This is a genomic window from Nocardioides sp. Root682, from assembly GCF_001427795.1.
GTDB lineage: Bacteria > Actinomycetota > Actinomycetes > Propionibacteriales > Nocardioidaceae > Nocardioides.
Map to the genome: position 1 here is coordinate 987850 of NZ_LMHJ01000001.1, position 21889 is coordinate 1009738.

A 21889-nucleotide genomic window follows, 5' to 3' on the forward strand; every position below is an offset into this window, starting at 1 on the left:
CCATACCTCCACGCCGCTCGGAACTGTCGATCTACCCAGCCGCCAGCCAATGTCCGTCGCCTCGGCCGTCACACCTGTCGCCCCTCAACAAGATCCGGCCGAACGGTCGCGCCCCTGCGCATGAGCTGGCGCCGGCCGAGCACAGCAAAAACCTCGTGCCGCGAAGCCATCCCGAACTGGGCCAGTGGTCCGACCGTCCTCCACCACCATGAGAGCCCGATGACTGCTGCCGACACCAGCGCAAGCTCCAAGACCACGACCGCGGCGTAAACTGGAACTGGGTGCGGCGCTGTCGCCCGGATATCTGGCGAAATCCCCCGACCGACGTCACCCTCCAGGAGGCCGAGGAGGCTGTGTCCGAGTTCCGGCCCGGGCCAGACGAAGCCGTCGCCCCTGACCGCGTACGCGAGGCCTTGCCCCGCCGGGAAGGCGAGGAACGCGCCGAGCAGCCAGACCAAGCCGATCCCGACCGGGATCTCCCAGGTCGTCGGGAAGACGTCAGTACGGCGACTCTGAACCCTCACGCCCCTTCAAGCGACCGCCGTCCCCCGAATGGACAGTCAATGCCAAAGGGCCGCGAACCGTTCTCGTTACTCGGTCAAACCCGAGGTTCCGAGTTCGCAGCCATTCAGCCGGACCTCGGCGGCATACTTCGGATTAGGCCCCACTCAAAGGGCACCCCGTCGTCGAAGGAGGCGAAGTCGGCGATGAAGTTTCCACCGACCGACGAACAGCAGGCCGCCATTGACGCGTTTGCCAGCGGCGCAAACTTCGTGCTGGAGGCTGGCGCGGGGACGGGCAAGACGTCCACCCTGCAGTTCCTTGCAGAGTCGGCCCCACGCCGCCGTGGCCTCTACCTGGCCTTCAATTCGGCCATCGCAGCCGAGTCGCGCACCAAGTTCCCGTCGAACATCACGGTGAAGACCACCCATGCTCTCGCGATGGCCGGCACAAGCTTCCAGTTCCAGCCTCGGCTGAAGAACGCGAAGGTTCCCCTGAAGATTGCAGCCGCGCGCTTGGGCATCACTAGCCCCGTCTTTGTCGGACTCGCGAACCCGATCCGCGAAACCACGCAGGCGAGCCTCACCATGCAGGCAGTCAGGCGCTTCTGCTCTTCCGACGATGAGCAGATCCTCAAACGGCATGTGCCTCGGCCCGACGCCATGACACCCGTAGTTCACGCGGCGATCGCTCCGACCATCGTTCAATATGCGAAGAAGGCTTGGGCGGACCTCTCTGATCCGAACGGATCGCTCTACCGCTTCGAGCACGACCACTATCTCAAAGCGTGGGCGTTGAGTCAGCCACCGTGGGGCTACGACTTCGTGCTCTTCGACGAGGCCCAGGACACGAACCCCGTCGTCTCGGCCATGGTCACCGAGCAGTTGCGCCTCGGAGCGCAAGTCGTGGCCGTCGGGGACTCGGCGCAGTCCATCTACGGCTGGCGCGGCGCGGTCGATGCGATGGAGACATTCGCCGCAGACTCTCGGCTACGACTGAGCAAGTCGTTCCGCTTCGGGCCCGCTATCGCTGAGGAGGCCAACAAGTGGCTCCAGCTTCTTGGCTCGGACATGCGCCTCAGCGGTCTCGGGAACCAGAAGTCCAAGGTCGTCGACGACCTCGTGAACCCCAACGTCGTGCTCTGCCGCAACAACTCGACGGTCATCGGGGAACTCTTCCTTGGACTCGAAGCGGGCAAGAAGGTTGGTGTCATCGGCGATGGCCGCGACCTGCTCGCTGTCGCAGACGCAGCTGCCTCGCTCAAGGCAGGGCGGACCACTGACCACGAGGAGTTCTCGCTCTTTGGAACTTGGGGCGAGGTCGTCGAGTACGCAGAGAGCGGCGACGACCCGAACCTCCTCATGCTGACCAAGATCGTCGATGAGCACGGCCCAGCCGCGATCAAGGCAGCGATTAGTCGCGCAACCGATGTCAAAGGCGCCGACCTGGTGTTATCCACCGCGCACAAGGCGAAGGGTGGCGAGTGGGACCGAGTCCGGCTTGCGGGCGACTTTGCCAAGACGAAGTACGTCGACGGGGGGATGACGATTCCGCCTCGCGAAGAACTGATGCTCTGCTACGTCGCCGTGACGCGCGCGCAGGATGTTCTTGATCGAGGTGTCCTCGGGTGGGTGGACGACGCGATCGATCAGATCGGCCAAGGGCGTTTGAAGATCGACTCCGGTCGCCATCATCGAACGCCGATCGACAATCCTGATCCGCCGCCGTCGACTCAGCTCCAGTCGGACGGCCTGCCGTACCGGACCCGGCACCCGGCGTACTCCAATTGGACCGCAGGCGCAGACGCCGCTCTGCTCCGCCGATTCCGAGCGGGCGTCACGCTCACCCGTCTGACAAGAGAGTTCGTCCGGACCACGGACGAAGTCGAATCGCGCCTATACGAGCTCCTCGGCCGGGCTCGCGGAAGCGAAGCGGTTTTCGGCTCTGACGACAGGCCGCTGCTTGATGGCGTCCCGGCCAACGAACCATCTGCCGGCCCGTTGACCACAACAACAGTTGAGCCTTCAGCGCATCAGGACGATGCCTACTACGAACCCGACGAGCATGAGCACACCGCCGAGTACGACGAGCCAATCGATCCGCTCGAAGGCGACCCGGAGATCGCCGCGATCATGGAAGAGCTCGACGACTGGGAGGAGATCTCAGAGGGCGAGGAGGACCAGGCGTCAATCCGGGCGACCTTCGAGTACCTGATGCAGCGCGACGACATCTGACCGATCCGGGGCCGACTCAGTGGCGAATGTCCCGCCTTCGCGATCCCATTCCAATCCGCATCCCTACTCGAGACCGTTGCGGATCGCATCGGTCGCTCGAACGTCATCCTCGTTATACGCGAGGATGCGCTGCTGGCCGACCGTACGGCTCAACTCGTCGACGGCTGCCCTGGCTTCCAGCAGCCAGAGTTGCGACTGGAGGCCGCCGGGGTCCTCGTCGCGCCAGTGGAATCCGAACGCGGGTGCAACCTTCTTGATCCCCAATCCGTTCAGCCCGAAATAGTGCTGGCGGATGATCGGGAGCAGGTCGACGAAGCGGGCGAGCAGGTCCGCGACCTCGTCTTCGCCCAGGAGTCGCTTGAGGTACGACGGCTCGGGGTGGGCGTAGTGATATACGAGCACTGAATGACCGTCGGCTTCTGCGGTCGTGATCTGGTCACGCAACCACCTCGCGAACTCCTCCGCCAGCGCGACTGCGCCAGCGTCGTCCAACGGATCCCAGGACACGACCGAGTGATAAATGGGGGCGGCACCCTTGCTGTGGACCAGCGCACCCCACAGGTAGACGTGGTCGTCGGGGTCCCATTCGATGTCGAAGTCGATCTCGATGTCGGCCCGCGGAACTCCGATCGGTCCGGTCGTCTCCCGCTCGATCGCGACGCCGTCGCGGAGCATCCGTGCGCGCCGTACGGCGACAGCGAGCCGACCGATCGGGTCCTTGAGGTGCGTGACCTCAGGAAGATAGGCCGCTTGAAAGGAGCCGGCACCGATGTCGAGGTCGGCGAGATCGTCGACCGTTGCGATACCAGCGTCACCGAGGGCGGCCCACTCGCGGACCGAGAGTCGACCTGAGGTGATCTGTGCGCTGGCGGTGTCGTGACCGGCGATCTTCCGGCAATGGTCGAGCCAGGGGCAGGACTCGCATTCGTCAGTGAAGATCGGCTCGACCAACGCGGGCTGTTCAGTTGCAGCGGCCCGTGCGACCTTCAGCCGGAAGCCCTGCTCGTGGTCGTAGCGCTCCAAAGCGGATCGCTTGGCTGCACCACGGGAACGCGAATAGGTCTCGAAGAACGGAGCAGCGAGATCAATCCAGGTCAACACCCGGCCGCTAGAAGCGAGGTCGGCCACGTTGTCGGTTCCGATGATGAATCCCCGAGCGGATCCGGTCGCGCTACTCCCGAGCGCTTCGAGCATCCGCCAGTAATGAGCCAGCTGCAGATAGTCGTCGAATCGCGCGGTCGTCTCAGCACCCAAACCGTCGACGGCAAGCACGCTGGCCGGATCCTCGAGGACGGAGTAGGTGAGCGTGCCTTTCGCGCGCCGAGCGAAAGTCTTGTGTCCCTTCACGTCCCCAGGCACGTAGCCGGATGCGGTGCGGAGCAGGAGGTCCGGCCGCCCTGTCCGTCCGCCGTCGGGATCATCCGGTAGCCAGCCGCCGATGATGACGTCGACCTGGCGCTCGATCGCGTCGACTGTCGCTGCGATTGCGTTGGCCTTGCCGCGCACGCCGGCCAGGTCGACGTATCGGTGCTCGGTCAGTGCCGCCTTGAGTTCGGTGAACACGGCGGTCTCGAATGCGATGCCAGCGTCGAACCGCATCTGGAGACCAGCAGGGATCACCCATTCGGTCTTGTCGATCGTCGGGTCCCACTCGTTGTGGATCCGTCGAGCACACCGCTTCGCGTCGTACCCAGAGAGCAGGATCGGCTCGGACATGTGCACATTCAACCGCGCAAGCTCGACGCTTCGAGGCGTTTGAGCGCATCCCGGAACCCGGCATTGGGGTAGGCGGCCGGGAGCACGCTGCAGACCTTGGCAAGCGCTTCGGTCGCGTCGACCCCGCGAATCATCGCGTAGGCCGCACCGACGGTAGGTGTCCGAGACTGAGCGGCGACGCAGTGGACAAGGACCTGGTGTCCCTCATCCCTCAAGGTTGCGACGGTGCGCGCTGCGTCGGCGAGGATGAAGTCCAGGTTGCGGTTGACCTCGGGATCGGCGTGGTCAATCAGCCGGTAACCAACGTGCTCCACCCCAGCCTGGACTTGGCTGCGGCCGAGGAGACAAAGACTCACCACTGCTGTGATGTGGCCAGGCAGCTCCTCCAGCGCGGAGGCGTCGGCGAGCCAGACGCCTTCGTCGTAGGGGTGCTGGACGAAAGTCTTGGCGGATCCGTAGATCGAGTAGTCGATGTGATCCACGGCTGGCCAGTCGTAGACGCCCGGGCCCGGGTTGGCGGCCAGGTGGGCGAGCTCGACGAGTCGCTCCCCCGTGATACCGGGATAGCCGTGACAGATTCGCCGCCACTTGGCCGGGACAGCTGAGGCACCCCATCGGGCGCCGAGCACAGCGCCGGCGATCGCCGCGACGGTGTCGGTGTCGTCACCGATGCCGATTGCCGTGACCAGCGCATCGCCGAGATGGCGACACGGGTTGCCGTCAGTCGGGATCGGGGTGTGCACGATCGCGGACCACGCTGCCTGGAGGGCTGTCACGGCCCAGCCGTTGGGCCGGAACGTCCGGGGGTCGCCGGACTCAGCCTCGTCGAGACGTTCGGTCCAGTACGCCGCAGCTTCGTCGTCGAGGTGCGCGAGCCCGGCGCGGATGTCGAACTCGGCGTGCAGGATCGCGTGCCTGATGGCCAGCGACCACAGCACGCAGGCCTCCTGCGCGTGCGGGTCGTAGTGGGTAAGCGCACCGACCTTGCGGGCGGCCTCGGCCAGCGCCGTCGGGTCGTCGAGGTACGGCAGTGCGACGGGCGCCGTACGCATCAGGGAGCCGTTGCCTGCGGTGTGGCCCGTGCGGGTGTGCAGGTCGTGCGACGCCGTCGCCATGCTCGCGCCGGTAGGGTCGGCGCCGACCTGGCCGAGAATGGCGCGGGTCTGGTTGCCGATGTCGGGTGGACGGGTGTCGTACCAGGCACGGAAGTTGCGGGCGACCCGCGTGAGCGCGTCATCGCTGCGCAGGTCGACGCCGGAAGCGGCGACGTCGAGGACGCACCAGGCCATGGTGGTGTCGTCGGTCCACTCTCCGGGTTCGAAGTTGCCGAGGCCGCCGCCGATCATCTGCGGTCCGTCTGGGCCGACATTCGCCAGACCGAACTCGTACGGCGCACCCAGCGCGTCACCGACGGCCGAGCCGAGGACCGCGCCACAAGCACGGTCGAGTTGGGCAGGAGTCAGTTTCATTCAGGCCACCTTTGCGCCGGTGCGGTAGGCCAAGTCGTCCCGGGTGGAGGTCATGGCATCGAGGAATACGTCGAGCATTGCGTCGAGGTGGCGCGGCACGAACGGCACGCCGGGCAGGAGCAATGTCTGCCAGACGTCGCGGTCTCGCAGGTCCCACTTCGCCCATGCGCTGTCGCGGTTGAGGAGGCCGACTTCGACCGCTGTTGAGCGACGGGAGTGCACATCGTGGGCGACGCGGGCGATGATCTCGACCGCGGGCTGGTCGCTGCGGACCCGAACCCAGACGGGCTGGCCCAGGTGGTGCAGCACGAAGTCGCCGTCGTCGTCGAGGGTCGTCTCGGCTTCGTACTTCTCACGCAGGACGCTGGCGACGTACGCGACGAGCTCCTCGCGATCCGCAGGCTCCAGCGCGAGTTGGCCGAGCACCGGCTCGCGCCCCTGCTCGGAGGGCGTGCCGGCGGCAGCGGTCGGCTCATCGATCGGAACGTCGCCGGTCGCGCACAACCAGAGGAACTCGGCCTCATCAGCCGCAGGTCCCCACGCTTGGTAGGTCAGCAACTGTGGGTGCGGGATGCCGAAGTGTTGGCGCAGCGCTTGCACGACAGTGCCGACGATCTCGTCGGCGCACTCGACCGGCATCTCAATGTGCCAGTTGCCCTCCTCAACATCTCCGGCTTCCGACTGCTCACCACCCACCCAGCCGAGGCCGGTGAACCAGGCCGCAGCCTCGGACCCGAGCCGGAACTGCGTTCGGAGATAGGCGTTGCCAGAGACCTCGGCCCGGATCATGCGCCCGTCACCGAAGGCGGCGAACTGGGCGTACGGCGGACAGCCGGCGTCGCCGTCGGGGTCCGGGTCGGTGAGCTCGATCAGCAGGTGATCGCCCTCGTCGGGGTCGACCATCATCGAAAGGTACGTCGCGAGGCTGTCCGCCAGCTCTTCCCACCCGGCATCAAGTCCGTCGTGCGCCTCGTCGGCGGGCGTTCCGCCGTGGTTCGTGTTCGTCATCGCGAACCTCCTTTAGCATCTTCGTGTCGCTAAACATTAGCACGTCACTTGCGCTAATGTCTTGGTATGTCGAACCCGCCCGACCTGGAGAGGTTCCCCCGTCCCGGAGTCACTGTCGACCTCGCGATCCTGACGGTAGTGGGAGCCTCCGACACAAAGCCGGATCTGCGGTTGCTGGTCCAGGACCGCTCCGAGCCGATCGGTCGGGCGCTTCCTGGCGGCTTCATTCGCGAGCGATGGACCGTCGCCCAGACCGTCGGGGACGTGTTGCAGCGCAAGGTCGGCATCAGCCTGTCGACCACTGTTGAACCTCGCCTGCTGCGCATCTTCGACGACCCCGACCGCGACGAACGCACTTGGGCCATCTCGGTCGCCCACTCGGTGTCCATGCGAGAGGCCGTTCTCAATGGCGCCCGTGGCGACCTCGTCCACGTGACCAGCGAAGGTCGCCTCGACGGCGAAGAACCCTTGCTGTTCGACCACGAACAGATCGTGTCGACAGCCATCGAATCACTTCGGGAGCGGTACGAGTTCCGATACCGCTACGTCGACGTACACCCCGACCCCGACGGTTTCTTGCCGCCGCCATTCACCCTCCACCAACTACGCAAGGTCCACGAGGCTGTCGTCGGCGCTGAACTTCACAAGGACAACTTCAACCGCCGGATGAAGCCGTTCCTCGAACCGCTGACCCGCAAGGGCGAGCCGGTGCTGTCCGACGGCCTGCGAGGCCGCCCTGCCGCCCTGTACCGTCCGGCGGATCAGTGATTCGCTTGAAAGACCGCGGGTTTCACCGAGCGTCGAGCGTCGGACGCATTTGTGGCTCGGTGGCATACGACAGGATGTCGTGCGAGTCAGTCCATGACCAGCAGAATCCGTAGGGTGGGCTGTCCGGACATCAGGCACTGGAGTTGGGGACTGGAATGCCGAAGGAACATGAGCCACTTTCGAAGGTGATCGACGACAAGACGTTCGTCATCGCCGACTACCAACGCCCGTACGCCTGGACTCAGAAACAACTCGCTGATCTCTGGGGCGACCTCGATCTCCTCGGCAACGGCGAGCACTACGCAGGCACGCTGGTGCTGCGCGAGACCGGCGTCCAGAAGGTAACGTCGTCTGGTGAGGAGCTCCGCGAGTACGAAGTCGTAGACGGGCAGCAGCGCCTGACCACGATCACGATCCTGCTCGGACGGCTGCTCGATGCGCTCGAGTCGCTGGGGACGGTCACCGACGCTGACCTTTCAGAGGGGGTCGACGAAGCCAAGCCGCAGATTCGCCGACTTGTACGGATAAATCTGGGCGGGGTGACGGAGCCCCGGCTGCAGCTCGGCACCGACCTTGCAGGTTTTTGGCGCGATCACGTGGTCGGGTCGTTGACCGCGCCGAGCGATCGGCTGGCGGCCGAGCAGCGCCTTCTCGACGCCGTCGAGTTCTTTGACGCCCAGATCGCAGGCATCGTCGACCCAGCCGACGCAGACCTCTCGGCTCGACGCCTGTTGGACCTGCGTCGGCGGGTCACCTTCGGCCTCAAGTTGCTGGTGTACGAAGTTGGCACTGCCGCTGAGGTCGGGGTGATCTTCGAGACGCTCAACGACCGAGGCCGGTCGCTGACCCAGCTCGAGAAGATCAAGAACTACCTGCTGTATCTCGCGGCCCAACTGACGGATGCCCGAGGCCCCAAGCTTGCCCACCTGGTCAACGATCGCTGGTCGGGCATCTTCAAGAACCTCGCGGACCTTCCGGCCGAAACCGAAGACCGACTGCTCCGGGCGCATTGGCTTGCGACTCAGAACGCTGATCGACGGACCTGGAAGGGTGTCGATGCCATCAAACAGAAGTTCCCGCGGACTAAGTACGTCCCCAGTTCACAGAAACTCGATGCTTCGGTCGTCACGACGCCGACGGACACGGACGCTGTCTGGCAAGACCTGTTCGATGACGTGAGTGACTACGTCGACAAGTTGTGGCAGTGCTCGGAATTTCTGAAGGACCTCGAGGACCCTGACCCCAAATACACCGTCTGGTCAGCGGATCCCGTGGCCGCAGAGCGCGCGCGTCGGAACTCGAAGGCACTCGCCAGGAGTGGCGTCGTGGCCCAGTTTCTTCCGCTTCTGTTTGCAGTTCGTCTCACCCAACCCACCAATGCCAGCGCGTACGCGGACGTCCTCGGGGCGTGCGAGACCTTCTCTGCCCGGGTATTCGCGATCTGCGTCCGACGAGCAGGAGCAGGGCAGTCGGCGCTCGCGGGCCTGGCGAACCGGCTCTTCCAAGGTTCCGTTGCCATCGAGGACGTCGTCGCCGACATAGGGAGATTGACGTGGGAGTATGCCCCTGACGAGATGGTCAGCAGCAACTTCCAGGCCTCGACCAACTGGTATCTGCGGTCTTCTCACAAGTTTGTGCTCTATGAGTACGAGCTCTCCCGCGGGAAGTCGGCTGGCGTCCTCGATCCGTTCTCGACCTTCAGCAAGGCATTCCAGAAGACGACCGAGCACATCCTGCCGCAGAATCCGAAGGACGACAGCCAGTGGGTCAAGGACTTTCCAGACCCTGTAGTCCGATCCAGGATGACGCATTCGCTAGGCAATCTCGTGCTTACGATGGACAACTCGTCGTACGGGCGCAAGGAGTTCACAGAGAAGCGAGGAACGCCCGCTCAGACAACTCCGGCGTGCTACTTCCGATCTGTTCTGAACAGCGAGCGCGAGATCGCCGACTGGAACTCGTGGACGCCGGCCACGATTGATGAGCGCTTGCAGGCCTTGGAGACGTGGGCACTCGGGCGTTGGAAGGCCAGCGGTCCGGTGACCGCGGATATTGCCACCGATGCCGTCGAGGATGAGGAAGCCGACGACACGTGATGGGGTCTCACGGCTGACACAAGCCGAAAGCCGTCGTCCGGACTTTAGCGGTCGTGTCGGAGGCCTCGGCGACACTGAGGTCGTGAATGAATCCAAGAAGCAGCGAACGCCGCTGCCCGGGGACGAATCCCGGAGGACCAACCCGTACGCCACCGAGCACAACAAGCTCGCGGAGGCCTGGAAGCAGCGCACCGCGACGTTGCCCGACGAAGCCCGCGCGCCCGGTGTCTACGAGAAGCATCGGCGCGCCTACCCCGTGTGCCTCCCGATCGAGTACGCGTCCCACAATCTTCTCCCCGAGGTCCGCGATGGCGCGACCGAACTCTTCAGCGAGCTCGACATCCCCTGGCACGACTCCGTCGCCGGAGGCCCAAGCAACCACCTGCGCGACTCCCAGGTGCAGTGCGTCAACGCGCTCTTCCAGATGGTCAACGACCCCGACCGCATCAAGCTCGGCTTCGGCGATGTCGTCGACATCGCCGAGGTCCTGCAGATCGAGGACGGCCGGTTCCTGACATTCGAGTACATCGGACCGACCGACTACTTCGGCGAGGGCATCCGCCACGGGAAGGAGGTCGGGCGGCGCCGCGGCACTAACTGCACCAGCATCGACGCTGCCTTCCTGTACAAGACCTCCACCGGAACAACCGAGTTGGCTCTGGTCGAATGGAAGTTCACCGAGTCCTATTTGACCTCGTACGACCGCGACTCCGCATCGGATGCGGTCCGGATCGGCCGGTACGCCGCCGACTTCGCAGCATCCGACGGCCCAGTTCGAGCCGACGTACTGCCGATCGAGCTCCTGCTGGACGAGCCGTTCTACCAACTGATGCGCCAGCAGCTTCTCTCCCACCGGCTAGAGAAGGCCCAGGCTTACGGCGCGGACATCGTCCGCGTGCTGCATGTCCTCGCTCCGGGGAACATCGGCTACCAGGACTCGCTGGTCCGTGCCGAGCATCTCGCCGCCGGCGGCAGCGTCGACGAGGTCTGGACCAAGCTCCTACGCACACCTGACCGCTTTCGCCACGTCGACCCGGCGGTGTTCCTCGACCTTGCCGTGACAAGCGCCGAGTACGTCGACCGCTACTCCCCCACGGCAGCTGCTGATGGCTGAGGTCAGCGTCGTCCTCGGCGACATCACCACCCAGGATGTCGACGCTGTCGTCAACGCCGCCAACACACGGATGCGCGGTGGCAGCGGCGTCTGCGGCGCGATCCACGCCGCCGGCGGCCCCGATGTCCTCACCGACTGCATCGCCCGATTCCCTGGCGGACTTGCGACCGGCGACGCAGGCTGGACCACCGCCGGCCGAATGCCGGCGCGCTGGGTGATCCACACCGTCGGCCCCAACTACCGCGCCGGCCAGACTGACCGCAGCCTCCTCATCTCCTGTTACCGACGGAGTCTTGAAGTCGCCGACGACCTCGGCGCCACGACCGTCGCGTTCCCGCTCATCAGCGCAGGGATCTACGGCTGGCCCCGTGCCGACGCCATCCGGGTCGCCGTCGAGACCCTCCGCGACGCCAAGTCGACAGTCCGCGAGGCGCGGCTCGTCGCTTTCAACCCAGCCACGCTCGCAGCAGTGCAGACTCTTCTCTGACCATCGAGACAAGGACCCCAATGGCATTTCAAGTCTGCCCTCAACACTCCTTCGAGGAGGTCGACGGCGTCTGGATCAGCGACGAGGTCGGCACCGAGTTCAACTGCGCTCGGACGGACCACGTCGTGCCCGGTCCCTTCTCGTGGATCAGTTCCCCGCCGCCACCGCCAGGTACCGACCTCAGCGGGATCGCTGAGGAACTCGGCCTAGGCGTGGAGATACCGGCTGTCCTGCACTACTTCGCCGGGACGTGGATCGAGTACGGCGTTTTCGAGCGTGCCTATGCGCTGGCGAACCCCAAGGACTGGGCATTCCTCATCGACCGCTACGGGCACACCGCGCTCGCCCCGAAGCGCTACACGGTGTCGGCGTTCCTCGCCGCAACCCTCGGCAATCTCGATCGCGCGGGCGTGGTGAAATACCACTCCGGTCCCGCGACAGGGCGTTGGTCCTACAACGGCACCATCTCCTACTGGTCGCTTCTACCCGCCCCGGATTGGGAGAACCGGCTGTCATGGGCGGACTCAGGCCAGCCTGTCGACTATGTGCCTGGCAAGGCCAAGAACTAGCGACCTCCAAGCAGGCATCGGAGGCGCGCGCCACCGCCGAAGGCTCAGCGAACTTCGGAACGGACCAACGCTTGGGTTCCGATCGGGGGAGCAAACACTGCAACGGCGGCAGACGCATCGTCTCCGCCGACGGACGGCAGTTCTCGAAGGGTGCCAACGACATCCCCGGCAGTTCGGTTTGCGGCGAGCGACGTTACGGCAGACGCGTCGACGCCGTCAGATGTGACGATCACGCCCCGAATCTCGTGCTCTGGCCGTCGCCACAACTCCACCCATGGCCGCGGGCGATCTTCACTTCCCAGCCACTCCTTCAATTGATGCGACTGCTTGGGTTCGGTCACCATTTCATATCCCGAACCGAAGTCGACATACGCCGGCGAATCCCCGACGGCTGCCATCCAGAGCCCCGCGTCGCTGATCGCCGCCACAGTCAACGTGGTGCCGCCACCACGCTCCTGCGCCCACCACGGCCGAAGCGCCACATACACAGAGTCGAAGAGTTGATGGAGTCTGGTTTCCGATGGTTCACCGGCACCAAGCACGACCTGGACCAGTCCGAGAGCGACCTCCGCTGCTTCCTGCCCGGCGGGACCACCACCGATGCCGTCGGCCACTGCAAGCCAGGATCCGGTGGCCCCGGAGCCCACCCCCCAACGGTCTTGGTATCCAGCGCCCTGGCCACGCGTGTTTTCGTTCCCGAACCCAGCGACCTCCACTGTCCGTGCCGTAGCACTCTGCGCGTTGTCCGGCATCACGGGTTCACCAAACTGGCGATGGTCAGCGTTTCTCCGGACTTCTTGCTTCCAAGAACAATGTTGCTCCCGGCACGGAGACGTACTGGTTCAGGTCCCCTGACCGGCTGTCCATCGACGGTGGTCCCGTTGCGGCTTCCACTGTCGCGAAGCCACCATGTTCCTTGCTCGACGTAGACGTTCAGATGTTCCCGGCTCACCTCGGCCCCTTCCAGCCGGATCCCGCACTCGCGGCTACGGCCGATCAGCACCGATGGCGAATCGACCGGGTGCTGTCCCCCGCGGCCGTCGGCGAGGACGATCCGGGCGACCTTCATCGGTGTCGTGAACGCACTTGCCGAGTCGGGGGCTTCGGTAAGGACACCCACCGGGCCCGCTGCGACAGTTGCGATGGCATCGTCTGCCAGTCGCATGGTGTGGGATTGCGCTGTGCCGTGGACCGCTAGTTTCGACGAATCGGGAGCCCACTCAGGCATGGGCTGTTCGGATCTCGGAGACTCGTCCCATGTCGCCATTTCGCGCCACAGTTCGATGAACTCGTGCCCCGAGACCGGCCTGACCTTGACGCTTCCTCGCCGTAGCCAATCCTCGGGAACCACCACCACCTGGGGCTGAGCGTCAGAGAGCCAGCCTCGAGCTTTCGCGTAGCGGGCATACCCCTTCGCCGCGTCGCTCGACACGCTCGACAAGGCCCCGCCGCGCCCCGTCAACGCCTCCACGTCTCCCGGCGAGACTGACGCTGCGAGGTATGGATAGGTTCGTCGAGATTTATCGACTCCGACCTGTGACTGGCCATTGACTGCGCGCATGAAGCGTCGGCGCAGACCGCCCACGAACACACGGAGGAACAGTTCCGCGATCCAGTCCAGCGCGGAACTGGTACCCCAAACGTGGAAGACATTGCCGGCAAGAAACGCTATCGGCACCATCAAAACGATCGCCATGAGGGCGACGGCGAAGACGATCAGGCTGAACGAGACGATTGAATAGGTCATTGGAGACTCCTGACTTTGGGGTGATGAGAGAACACCAGTAACGCGCACTCGCCGGCGGGACACATCGGTTCGAGGAATCGGTTCTCCGGATCGATTGCGTCAGGCGGCAAGGGTCTGGTCGACCTTGGAGGACGTCACGGTCCGGTCCGCCTCGATCGCTCCGAGGCGGAGGCGGGAGTGGGTGTGGGCGCTGGCGGCCAACGCTCGGGAGCAGGCGCCAAGACCGCTGACTTGGTGAACGTGAAGACCGTGCCTGCGCGCTTGGTTCGCGGCTTCGGTGAACATGCCGTCGCCGCTGGCAATGACGAGTCGGTCGAAACGCTTCGCGGCGTGGTCGAGGTCAACATCGGCGAGGATTGCCAGTTCGCCGCCATCCTGGCCGGAACGAGCGCGGCGCTGGACCCCCTGAACGGGTAGGACGAACCACGCCCGGCTGGCGAAGATGTGGCTACTTCCGACGACGTAGTGGTCCTCGAGTGAGGTAGGGACGCCGTAACGGTAGGTGCGCCAAACCTGTTCGATGAGGCTGGTCGGCGGGAGTCCGCTTCCGCAGAGGTTCTCGAGGTCGATCAGGTGAAGTGAACGGGTGACGTGCATGGGGATCCTCCTGTTGGCTGGTTTGTTGAGGACCACGATTCCCATGCGCCGAACGCAGTGAAAGGCATCGAGGAATCGGTTCTCCGCTCCGCGCTACGAGCCGTTCGTTGCCGCTAGGCTCCGATTTGGCGAGTCGTCGAAAGAGAGGTCGAACGCGTGTCGCAGGAATCGGCCCGAGTCATTGGCGAGTGGCTCAGAGGCAGCCTCGGACGTGCGATCACAGCGCGGACAACCTGGACGGTCGGAGCGATCGGCGAGGAAGTGATCTGCGAGTCACCCGTGGACAATGTGTCGATCGTTCCGACTGCCGAGGCTGTGCGTGGAGGCCAAGCGGCAACGTGTCGAGCCGCGGTCACGTTTGACGGCAAGCCGGCGGACCGCGATTTAGCGGTGCGCGCCGAGCTTCTCGAATCCAGTGATTCCCGAAGCAAGCGCGTTGTCGCGATGAGGATGGCTCAAATCGTGGATGAGCGAGCTGCGCTTGTCCTGCTGCGTCCGTGGAGGACGGCCCAGGCAACCGTTCTTCCTCAGGTAGTGGGGTCGCGCCGCGACGGCACAGAGACGATCGGGCTCGACATCATGCCGTGGGCCGAGGACTTCGCCCAGGCGTTCGTTGGTCACTCTGGTCACGCTCGCGTCGACCGAGCGGTCCAGTTGGCTATCCCGCTCTTCTCTGGTTTGGACTACCTCCACGAGCAACACACAGTCGTTCATCGGGACATCCATCCATCCAATGTGATGTATGCCGAAGGCAGGTTGGTGTTGGTCGACTGGGGAATTGCGTCGAATGTGACGGATGGCATTTCGACCCTGACCGCGGCGATCGGCAAGGAGCAAACTGTGTACTTCGCTCCCGAAACCGCTGCCCATCAGCGAGTCGGTCGATTTACCGATGCATGGGCCATGGGGATGTTGCTCTGCGAGATGGCTTGCGGTGAGCCGCCCATGCGAGTGGGAGGAGTAGCGGGGGTCAGGCTCCCTGCTGCCGCTAACCAGCTGCCACGCTGGTTGGTCGCAGTCATCGAGGGCCTAGCCACCTCGTCGGTCCGCGACCGTATGCGCCTCGAGGACGCAATCGACGCGCTGCACGACGCCGGACGCAGCTCAGTCGCAGCAGGAGGCCCAGCGTTTGAACCAAGCCACTCGACCGCGCTTACTGCTCAGCCTGCGATCTCCACCACGTCTACGACGATGGCGCAGGAGGGACCCGACGCGGCCCATCGACGAACCCGTGCCAGGGAGTTCTTTGCCGAGGGATACGAACTCCTGAAGAGCGGCCGGGCTCATGAAGCGCTGAGGGCATACCTCGAGGTAATCAGCATGTGCGACGGAGATCCGGATCCGATAATGCGACAAAACATGGCCATGGCGCTCAACAACACCCAGTGGGCCCAAAACCGGTTGGGCCAACACGCCGAAGCAGTCGGAACTTGCTCTCGGATGGTCCACGCCTTCGGAGGAGATTCCGATCTGTTGCTTCGACGGCAGGTAGCAACTGCGCTCAACGGGAGCGGGTATGCCAAGGCGGCTCTCCGTCTGAACGATGGAGCGATTGCCGACTGGGACGCAGTGGTCACCCGGTTCGGGAATGAGCCCGATCTGGTCCTGCGACGACAGGTGGCCATGGCACTGCGGGACAAGGGTCTCGCTCTTTCCGCACTTGATCGACGGATCGATGCGTTGTCGACCTACACGAGGTTGATCGAGTCATTCGAGCGTGACACTGACCTGGCGATACGCCGGCAGGTAGCGATGGCGCTGAACAACAAGCGGTCATGCCTCCACCGGTTGGGCCACCAAGCGGACGCGTTGGCTGCATGCACGCGTTTGGTGGATGTATTCGGCAGCGACTCCGACACTCTGATCCGGCAACAGGTTGCCGTCGCCCTGCGGAGTAAGGGCTTGCTCCTCGATCGATCTCGCCAGCGGGAGGGAGCGCTCGCGGCCTACGGCAGGTTGGTCGACATCTTTGAAAGCGATCCAGACCCATCTATCCAGGAATCGGTCGGATGGGCTCGGCGGCGGTTGAGGGGCGAGTAGGGGTCATGAAGCGGTCGAGAGAAACAGGCAGATCCAAATGGTGATTGAGATCAGTTTCGAGGATCCCAACGGCGGCGGTCATGTCCACAAGGAGCTGTCCTACGAGAACGAACCGTTCACCGTTGGTCGCTCAGACGCCTGCTCCGTCTCCCTGCCCCCGGTCGAACTGAGCCGGTTTGCGCTTGTGATCGAGGCTCATGAGGATCGGCGAGTCAAGATCAAGTGCGGGCAAAGCTACGGATACGTCCAGGTCACGCGTGAAGACGGCGTACGTAAGGCGACGCTGGAACTCGGCGAAGAGTTCTCGTGTGGTGCGGGAACCTTTCGAGTGCTGCTCAAGACAGCGTCAGCTGAAATCCTTACCGTCGAGGTAGTCCTCAAGGACAGTCAGCAACGCATTGAGCCAGGGGTCATCACCGTTGGTATGTGGAGTCGTCAACATCTGTTCGCCCCCACCCCCGAAGAGGACTGGCGATGGGTAGCAGGTTTGGCGACTGTAGTCGCGCAGACAAATGCTGCACGAAAGGGTGAGGCCCTTGATCTCCTCGCCAAGGCCTGGCACAGCGGGGAGTGGCATGCGAACGTGCAAGGCAGGCTGGACAAGGTGCTTGAGCGCTTGGGGTACCGAGGTGCCGGCAACAAACTCGAAGCCATCTCTTCCGAGGTGCTCAGCTCAGGCGTCATCGACGCGAAGGACTATCGGGCGTTCCGTGACGAGGTCCAGCGGAGAGCGCTCAACTACCTGTCCCGAGCCGACATCGGCAAGCTCGGCTGGGGCTATCTGGTACGGGGTGCGTAGGGGATGAGTTCGGTCGGCCAATGGACGGGCGGGGTCCCAGGGGTGCCGCAGGCGAAGCGCAGTCGCTGGCTGTGGTGGGTCTATCTCGGCTGCGGAATGATGTCCTTCATTGGGTTCGTCGTCGTTGCCGTGAAGGTCCAGAACCGGAAATTCGCGATCGGTGCTGGGGTTTCAATCGTCGCTTGCCTCAGTGGCTTCGCTGCTTACCAACTCTTCCCGTCGGACGTCACGACCAGCACGAACGCATCCACGGAGACAAGCGGTGACCTCAGTTCACACGGCGCGGGCGTCTGGATCATCATGGCCATCTGGATCGGTCTCATCGTTTACGGACACGTTCTCGATCATGACTACAAGAAATTCCTGCGCAACGAGGAAGACGAGAAGAGTCTGCGTTGGCATTCGGCCAGGGCGCGAGAGCACGCGATCTACGCTCCCGTGCCCGCGCAGAGCGAGCGGGCACTCCCCCACCCGTCCCCCCAGGCTCCGAACGTTCACACGCCGACGAATCCACAAATCGGCGCCCTCGATGCCGAGGTTGACCGATATCTTGCGACGCAGCCATTGGGGAACCCGCCCACCGCTGCGCCGCCGAATGATCACGCCGTTTAGTGGGTCGGCAGAGCCAGGAAGCAGTACAGGGCCACTGTCCATGACGAATCTCGACGGCGATGCACTACGAATTGACTCAAGGAGCGCACCATGAGGCTGCCCAACTGGGCATGGCGGATGACGGCTCAAGGTATGGCCTCGACAGCGTACGAACGCGGCGACCGTACCTACTCGGTGACGCTCGATGTGTTGACGCCCGGCCACACGCGGGCGCTCGCTGCCATCGCTTCGGCCGGTTGGCGACTTGACGACAAGATTGAATACCCGAGAGTCAAAAATACGAAGGTGACGCCGAAGCCTGACGGCACCCACGACGTGGTCCGGACTGTCTCGCAGAATGCGACCTTCTACTTCGTTCGAAACGACAACCAATCAACGTCATCCATTGCGCAGGTGGCGCCGCCAGCGACGTGGCCAGCAAACTGGTATCAGACCGCGCACGGGTGGCGGTGGTGGGATGGAACTCAATGGGCGCATCCCTACGTCAGCCAACCGCAGCTTCCGTATCAACAAGCGCCTTACGGATACCGAACCGCGATGGCTGGCATGAGCAATGGCGAGCATGTCCTACACCTCGTGCTGACCTTCTTCTCTTGTGGACTCTGGGCCCCCGTGTGGATCGTGCTCGCAATCAAGAAGGGGAAGGTGCAGCCGCGTTAAGCAGCAACGGTCCAAGCACGCCTCTCAAGGAGCGCGCCGTTTCGGCCGCGTCGCGGCCAGTTCCTCGGACCACAAGCCGCGAGTCGGGTGTATGCAGGAGAATCAACGGGTGATTGACGAAAGTCTGAACGGGACCGCCGATAGCAGGTGCGGTTGGCAACGGGGCACGATCGGCCGTGTCACGGTCGCCGCCGCGCAGTTGCGCCCGGTCGTAACTAGCCGCACGCACCGAGATTCCTTTCAGGTCCTCTAGTGCCTCGACTGTTCGCACGGCTGCCTGTCTCGCTCCACGGCCCAGCTCTCAAAGCGCTGATCGCACTGGCGGTTCTGTGCTCTTTCACCGCCCTCATCCTCCTGACCGTGTTCTTCAACAGAACGGAATCCACCGGTCATCTGTGGTGGAAGGAGACGAAGGAGATTCCGTTCAGCGAAAGGCGCCCTTACCTGGTCGCCTGCGTTGGGTCCGCCTTAGCAGCAGTGACGTTCTTGATCGGCGCGTTGGAGCTTGTCGTAACGCGAGCCAGTCAACGTCGCGCCGACCAGCGACGACGCGACGAGGCGATGACTGCCCTGTGGCGCCAAGAGCAAGAAGTAGCCGAAGCGCATCAGCGCCACCAGATGGAGCAGGCAGAGGCGCAACGACGCTGGGAACTCTCGCCCGCGGGCCAGGCTGCGCGACAGGCCGAGGCAGCCGAGGCGCAGTGGCGCCGGGAGGTGGAGTACGCCGAGGCGCAACGGCGCCATCAGTTGGAGATCGCGCAGCGCGCAGAGCGAGAGGCAGGGGAAGCACGACTTCGCTGGGAGCAGTCGACCGCAGGCCAGGCCGCCCTTGCGTACGGGCGAGGCGACCGCTATTTCTCCATCGAACTATTGGTGGATGGGGACTTGGCGCACCATCTGAACGACATCGCCAAGGCTGGCTGGCTTGAGGAAAGCGTTGGTGGCCGGAGGCACAAGAAGACCGCCATCCAACGTCCACTCGACGACGGCAGCCATGAGGTCATGCGGGAGACCTTCGAGTACCGGACGTACCTATTCCGTCGCAACGTCTGAGTACTCAGTCTCGATGCTTCAGAGTGCTGGCAGTGTCGTCGCGGTGGCGTGAAAGCAGCGGCATCTGACGCTGCCCGGATCTGATCAGCCCTTTCGATGCGGCACGAGCGCAACCTGCCCCGGCCAGTACGGATACGGCACCACGTGATGGACCGCGACCCTGCCGGGGCGCTCTTGCTCGTAGGCCCAATAACTCGTCCGTGATGGGTTGGCCCACCGGTCGAAGATCAGCGTGTGACCGGCTCGCAACATGATGTCCCCGGCCCGGAGCTCGCCCTTCGAAATCGGGTGGGCGACTGACGGCAGCGAGGCCGTCGTGAAGCTGGTCGGCAACCCCCAGACGAGGGACACGTAACCAGAACAGTCCTGCCGGTACGTGCCGAACTCGTTGGTGTGGAGGCTGCCCTGCGAGTAAGGCACGCGCTCGTCGACCCAGCTCTGCGCCCGGGCCATCGCTCGGGCGTCTCCAGGCCCGGGCGGCGGGTTCGGTACGCCAGCGCAGGTGCCCGTCGTCGGCATCAATGATGCCGACTGAGGCCAGAGTTGCCTGGTCAGCTTGGTCGCAAGAGGCACCCACTGCTCATACAGCCCGCGGTACTCCGCGGCTGGCCGTTGGACCTCGGCAGCCACGTCGGTAACCCGACGAGTCTCCCAGCCCGGGATCCGAACCAAGTGCTCCAGAAAGGTCGTCGTCGCATGCGGGACATTCGTGACCTGCGCAGGCGTACCCCAGCCCTGGGATGGCCGCTGCTGGAAGGCACCAAGCGAGTCTGCGTCGCCGTAGTCGAGGTTTCGGATGACCGACTCCTGGCGCGCGGTGGCCAGAGCGATCACGGCAGCATGCGGCTTGCCCGACGTCGGCAGGAACGCCCGGACAGCGGCCACGATCTGTTGTGCGACCTGCATCTGGTCCGCATCGAGCGCATCGTTGGTAGCTACGCCGCCTGCGCCGGTAGGGACTTCCGCTCCGGCGCAGGCAGCCGCAGGGTTGGGCAGCGCCTGAGCGCCGATCATCAAAAGGAACACGATCGGAAACATCACGGGCAGCGCAGCCAGGGAGACGGCGTACCTCGCACCAGAGGCCATCAGACGACCGCCTCATTGGTGAACGTCAGCTGCCGTTCAATGGGCGTCAAGACCGTTTGCACCTTGTATCTCTGATCACCGACCATCCAGAGCGCACGCCCCTTGTCCTGCATCGCCCACCCAGTGACGAGTTCCTGCTGCACTCGCGTCAATCCGAGGAGGTGCGCCAACTCTGTCGCGACTTCCTCGTCCTGCCCCATGAGGACGCGTACGTCGGAGAGGTGCAGCAGGTCCTTGGCGATCTGGGCTGCCTGGCTTCCCTGATCGCCAGCCGAGAGCGGGTCGGACGGTTTGTGGTAGGTCACGAGCTGGATGTCTCCGTCGTTGCGGGACAGCCGCAGATTGGAGTCGAGGGTCTTGACCGCCTCGACACCGAGCCGGGTCTGCATCCATGCCTCGTCGCGCAGGACGATCCGTCGATCACCCGGTTCGGCCATCTCGCGGATGCCCTGTCCCCACGAGTTGAGGCACATCAGTGCGATGCCGACGGCGGCTTCGTTGCCCGCCGCATGGAGCGCGTTCAGGGACAGCGTTTGGATGGGAGCACGCCAGTTCGGCAGGAAGGTCGACGGAGCGTCGAACAAGCCTTCCAACTCCCCTTCGCAGAGGGAGCCGAGCGCATCGCGGAGGGAGCGAGTGCTGTCCAGGAAGTCCTGCTGGGATTCATAACGGCACGACTTGATGAGGTCGGCGCTCGGGTCGTCAAGAGCCTTCCAGACCATCGGGATGGTGACCGGCGCCAAACGCGTCTTACCCTCGGTCCAGCCGATCAGGTCTCGCAGGACGTGGTTGACGACCCTGGCCTCGGTGGGGGTGAAAGGCACCTGTTGTGAGCCGACCAGGCCGCGGATCAAGGCAAGCCAGCGGTTGAAGATGATCGCTCCCCGGCGCATCAGCTCTTCGCGGTCCTGCTGTTCCCAGTCCAGGGCGAGCGGCCCTACGTCGAGCGGGTTGATGCGGCCCGGGAGTCCGGGTCCGATCCGGTAAGGCTCGACGCCGAGTGCTCGGGAGATGTCCTCGTATTCGTCCTTGACGTCTCCCAACACGAGCGAGCGGTAGCCGAACCGGATCATGCGCAGCATGAACGCCTTGACGAGCGCGGACTTGCCTCGGCCGGGCTTGCCGAAGATGAAGACGTTGGGGTTGGTCACCGGGATCGCATCGTCATTCACCCAACCCATCGGGTCACAGAAGAAGGATCCTCCGGAGAGGACGTTGAAGCCCATCGGTGCTCCCGTGGGAGGGAGCCCATCCCCGGCGATCAGCGGCCACAGGACAGGCGTCTGCTCAGACGTCATCTGGTAGCCCGCCAACGGCGGCAGCGTGGGCGCCC

Annotated in this window: 20 protein-coding genes; 11 read left to right on the plus strand and 9 right to left on the minus strand. The window is 64.3% G+C overall.

Annotation, left to right across the window (positions count from 1 at the left end):
* Positions 1–68: 68 nt before the first annotated feature.
* Complete coding sequence (locus ASD84_RS04585; protein ID WP_056707080.1) at positions 69–524, minus strand: hypothetical protein; 456 nt, start codon at positions 522–524, stop codon at positions 69–71.
* A 183-nt stretch (positions 525–707) separates the two neighbouring features.
* Here ASD84_RS04585 and ASD84_RS04590 point away from each other — a divergent pair, with 183 nt between their 5' ends.
* Positions 708–2735, plus strand: coding sequence for a UvrD-helicase domain-containing protein (locus ASD84_RS04590; protein WP_056707082.1), 2028 nt, complete (start codon positions 708–710; stop codon positions 2733–2735).
* A 63-nt stretch (positions 2736–2798) separates the two neighbouring features.
* On the opposite strand, the gene ASD84_RS04595 is transcribed toward ASD84_RS04590, so the two are convergent.
* From ASD84_RS04595 to ASD84_RS04605, 3 genes are read right to left on the minus strand one after another with little or no spacing between them, the layout of a single operon-like run.
* Positions 2799–4451, minus strand: coding sequence for a TM0106 family RecB-like putative nuclease (locus tag ASD84_RS04595; protein ID WP_056707084.1), 1653 nt, complete (start codon positions 4449–4451; stop codon positions 2799–2801).
* Between the two features lie 8 nt (positions 4452–4459).
* A complete protein-coding gene (locus ASD84_RS04600) occupies positions 4460–5920 on the minus strand; it encodes an ADP-ribosylglycohydrolase family protein (RefSeq protein ID WP_056707086.1) in 1461 nt (486 codons plus the stop codon).
* Complete coding sequence (locus ASD84_RS04605) at positions 5921–6928, minus strand: T3SS (YopN, CesT) and YbjN peptide-binding chaperone 1 (RefSeq protein ID WP_056707088.1); 1008 nt, start codon at positions 6926–6928, stop codon at positions 5921–5923. It lies immediately after the preceding gene.
* A gap of 66 nt (positions 6929–6994) precedes the next feature.
* Between ASD84_RS04605 and ASD84_RS04610 the strand changes: the two genes are divergently transcribed.
* From ASD84_RS04610 to ASD84_RS04630, 5 genes are all read left to right on the plus strand, one after another.
* Entirely contained in the window at positions 6995–7696 is a 702-nt protein-coding gene (locus tag ASD84_RS04610; protein WP_056707090.1) for an NUDIX hydrolase, read from the plus strand.
* A 155-nt stretch (positions 7697–7851) separates the two neighbouring features.
* Positions 7852–9792 carry a DUF262 domain-containing protein gene (locus ASD84_RS04615; RefSeq protein WP_056707093.1) on the plus strand — a complete coding sequence of 647 codons (1941 nt, stop codon included), beginning with the start codon at positions 7852–7854 and terminating at the stop codon, positions 9790–9792.
* A gap of 82 nt (positions 9793–9874) precedes the next feature.
* Positions 9875–10906, plus strand: coding sequence for a PGN_0703 family putative restriction endonuclease (locus tag ASD84_RS04620; RefSeq protein WP_056707095.1), 1032 nt, complete (start codon positions 9875–9877; stop codon positions 10904–10906).
* Positions 10899–11393, plus strand: coding sequence for an O-acetyl-ADP-ribose deacetylase (locus ASD84_RS04625; RefSeq protein ID WP_056707097.1), 495 nt, complete (start codon positions 10899–10901; stop codon positions 11391–11393). Before ASD84_RS04620 ends, ASD84_RS04625 begins: the two co-directional genes overlap by 8 nt.
* A 20-nt stretch (positions 11394–11413) precedes the next feature.
* Complete coding sequence (locus tag ASD84_RS04630) at positions 11414–11962, plus strand: hypothetical protein (protein ID WP_056707099.1); 549 nt, start codon at positions 11414–11416, stop codon at positions 11960–11962.
* 44 nt (positions 11963–12006) lie between these two features.
* Here ASD84_RS04630 and ASD84_RS24660 read toward each other — a convergent pair whose 3' ends face one another.
* From ASD84_RS24660 to ASD84_RS26160, 3 genes are all read right to left on the minus strand, one after another.
* On the minus strand, positions 12007–12714 hold the full coding sequence (locus ASD84_RS24660; protein ID WP_235531082.1) for a protein phosphatase 2C domain-containing protein: 708 nt from the start codon (positions 12712–12714) through the stop codon (positions 12007–12009).
* Positions 12714–13709 carry an FHA domain-containing protein gene (locus ASD84_RS04635; protein WP_056707102.1) on the minus strand — a complete coding sequence of 332 codons (996 nt, stop codon included), beginning with the start codon at positions 13707–13709 and terminating at the stop codon, positions 12714–12716. Before ASD84_RS04635 ends, ASD84_RS24660 begins: the two co-directional genes overlap by 1 nt.
* A gap of 99 nt (positions 13710–13808) precedes the next feature.
* A complete protein-coding gene (locus ASD84_RS26160; RefSeq protein ID WP_082573155.1) occupies positions 13809–14351 on the minus strand; it encodes an NYN domain-containing protein in 543 nt (180 codons plus the stop codon).
* A gap of 111 nt (positions 14352–14462) precedes the next feature.
* Here ASD84_RS26160 and ASD84_RS04645 point away from each other — a divergent pair, with 111 nt between their 5' ends.
* From ASD84_RS04645 to ASD84_RS04660, 5 genes are all read left to right on the plus strand, one after another.
* Entirely contained in the window at positions 14463–16346 is a 1884-nt protein-coding gene (locus ASD84_RS04645) for a protein kinase domain-containing protein (RefSeq protein WP_156391571.1), read from the plus strand.
* Positions 16347–16383: 37 nt separating this feature from the next.
* Complete coding sequence (locus tag ASD84_RS04650; protein ID WP_056707108.1) at positions 16384–17145, plus strand: FHA domain-containing protein; 762 nt, start codon at positions 16384–16386, stop codon at positions 17143–17145.
* A 42-nt stretch (positions 17146–17187) separates the two neighbouring features.
* A complete protein-coding gene (locus ASD84_RS04655) occupies positions 17188–17757 on the plus strand; it encodes a hypothetical protein (protein ID WP_056707110.1) in 570 nt (189 codons plus the stop codon).
* Between the two features lie 90 nt (positions 17758–17847).
* On the plus strand, positions 17848–18417 hold the full coding sequence (locus ASD84_RS24995; RefSeq protein ID WP_156391572.1) for a hypothetical protein: 570 nt from the start codon (positions 17848–17850) through the stop codon (positions 18415–18417).
* 252 nt (positions 18418–18669) lie between these two features.
* The gene (locus ASD84_RS04660; protein WP_056707112.1) at positions 18670–19470 is read left to right on the plus strand and encodes a hypothetical protein; all 801 of its coding nucleotides are present in this window, start codon (positions 18670–18672) and stop codon (positions 19468–19470) included.
* A gap of 84 nt (positions 19471–19554) precedes the next feature.
* Here the strand turns inward: ASD84_RS04660 and ASD84_RS04665 are convergent, their stop codons facing one another.
* Both ASD84_RS04665 and ASD84_RS04670 read right to left on the minus strand, forming a co-directional pair.
* On the minus strand, positions 19555–20508 hold the full coding sequence (locus ASD84_RS04665; protein WP_156391573.1) for a hypothetical protein: 954 nt from the start codon (positions 20506–20508) through the stop codon (positions 19555–19557).
* 47 nt (positions 20509–20555) lie between these two features.
* Entirely contained in the window at positions 20556–21782 is a 1227-nt protein-coding gene (locus ASD84_RS04670; RefSeq protein WP_235530974.1) for an ATP-binding protein, read from the minus strand.
* Positions 21783–21889: the final 107 nt, after the last annotated feature.

What these genes read in the sequence shown, in the direction of transcription:
- ASD84_RS04590 (WP_056707082.1), top strand. Translation starts at nt 708, where the DNA reads ATGAAGTTTCCACCGACCGACGAACAGCAGGCCGCCATTGACGCGTTT.
- ASD84_RS04595 (WP_056707084.1), bottom strand. Translation starts at nt 4,451, where the DNA reads ATGTCCGAGCCGATCCTGCTCTCTGGGTACGACGCGAAGCGGTGTGCT.
- ASD84_RS04600 (WP_056707086.1), bottom strand. Translation starts at nt 5,920, where the DNA reads ATGAAACTGACTCCTGCCCAACTCGACCGTGCTTGTGGCGCGGTCCTC.
- ASD84_RS04605 (WP_056707088.1), bottom strand. Translation starts at nt 6,928, where the DNA reads ATGACGAACACGAACCACGGCGGAACGCCCGCCGACGAGGCGCACGAC.
- ASD84_RS04610 (WP_056707090.1), top strand. Translation starts at nt 6,995, where the DNA reads ATGTCGAACCCGCCCGACCTGGAGAGGTTCCCCCGTCCCGGAGTCACT.
- ASD84_RS04615 (WP_056707093.1), top strand. Translation starts at nt 7,852, where the DNA reads ATGCCGAAGGAACATGAGCCACTTTCGAAGGTGATCGACGACAAGACG.
- ASD84_RS04625 (WP_056707097.1), top strand. Translation starts at nt 10,899, where the DNA reads ATGGCTGAGGTCAGCGTCGTCCTCGGCGACATCACCACCCAGGATGTC.
- ASD84_RS04630 (WP_056707099.1), top strand. Translation starts at nt 11,414, where the DNA reads ATGGCATTTCAAGTCTGCCCTCAACACTCCTTCGAGGAGGTCGACGGC.
- ASD84_RS24660 (WP_235531082.1), bottom strand. Translation starts at nt 12,714, where the DNA reads ATGCCGGACAACGCGCAGAGTGCTACGGCACGGACAGTGGAGGTCGCT.
- ASD84_RS04635 (WP_056707102.1), bottom strand. Translation starts at nt 13,709, where the DNA reads ATGACCTATTCAATCGTCTCGTTCAGCCTGATCGTCTTCGCCGTCGCC.
- ASD84_RS26160 (WP_082573155.1), bottom strand. Translation starts at nt 14,351, where the DNA reads ATGGGAATCGTGGTCCTCAACAAACCAGCCAACAGGAGGATCCCCATG.
- ASD84_RS04650 (WP_056707108.1), top strand. Translation starts at nt 16,384, where the DNA reads ATGGTGATTGAGATCAGTTTCGAGGATCCCAACGGCGGCGGTCATGTC.
- ASD84_RS24995 (WP_156391572.1), top strand. Translation starts at nt 17,848, where the DNA reads ATGAGGCTGCCCAACTGGGCATGGCGGATGACGGCTCAAGGTATGGCC.
- ASD84_RS04665 (WP_156391573.1), bottom strand. Translation starts at nt 20,508, where the DNA reads ATGTTTCCGATCGTGTTCCTTTTGATGATCGGCGCTCAGGCGCTGCCC.
- ASD84_RS04670 (WP_235530974.1), bottom strand. Translation starts at nt 21,782, where the DNA reads ATGGGCTTCAACGTCCTCTCCGGAGGATCCTTCTTCTGTGACCCGATG.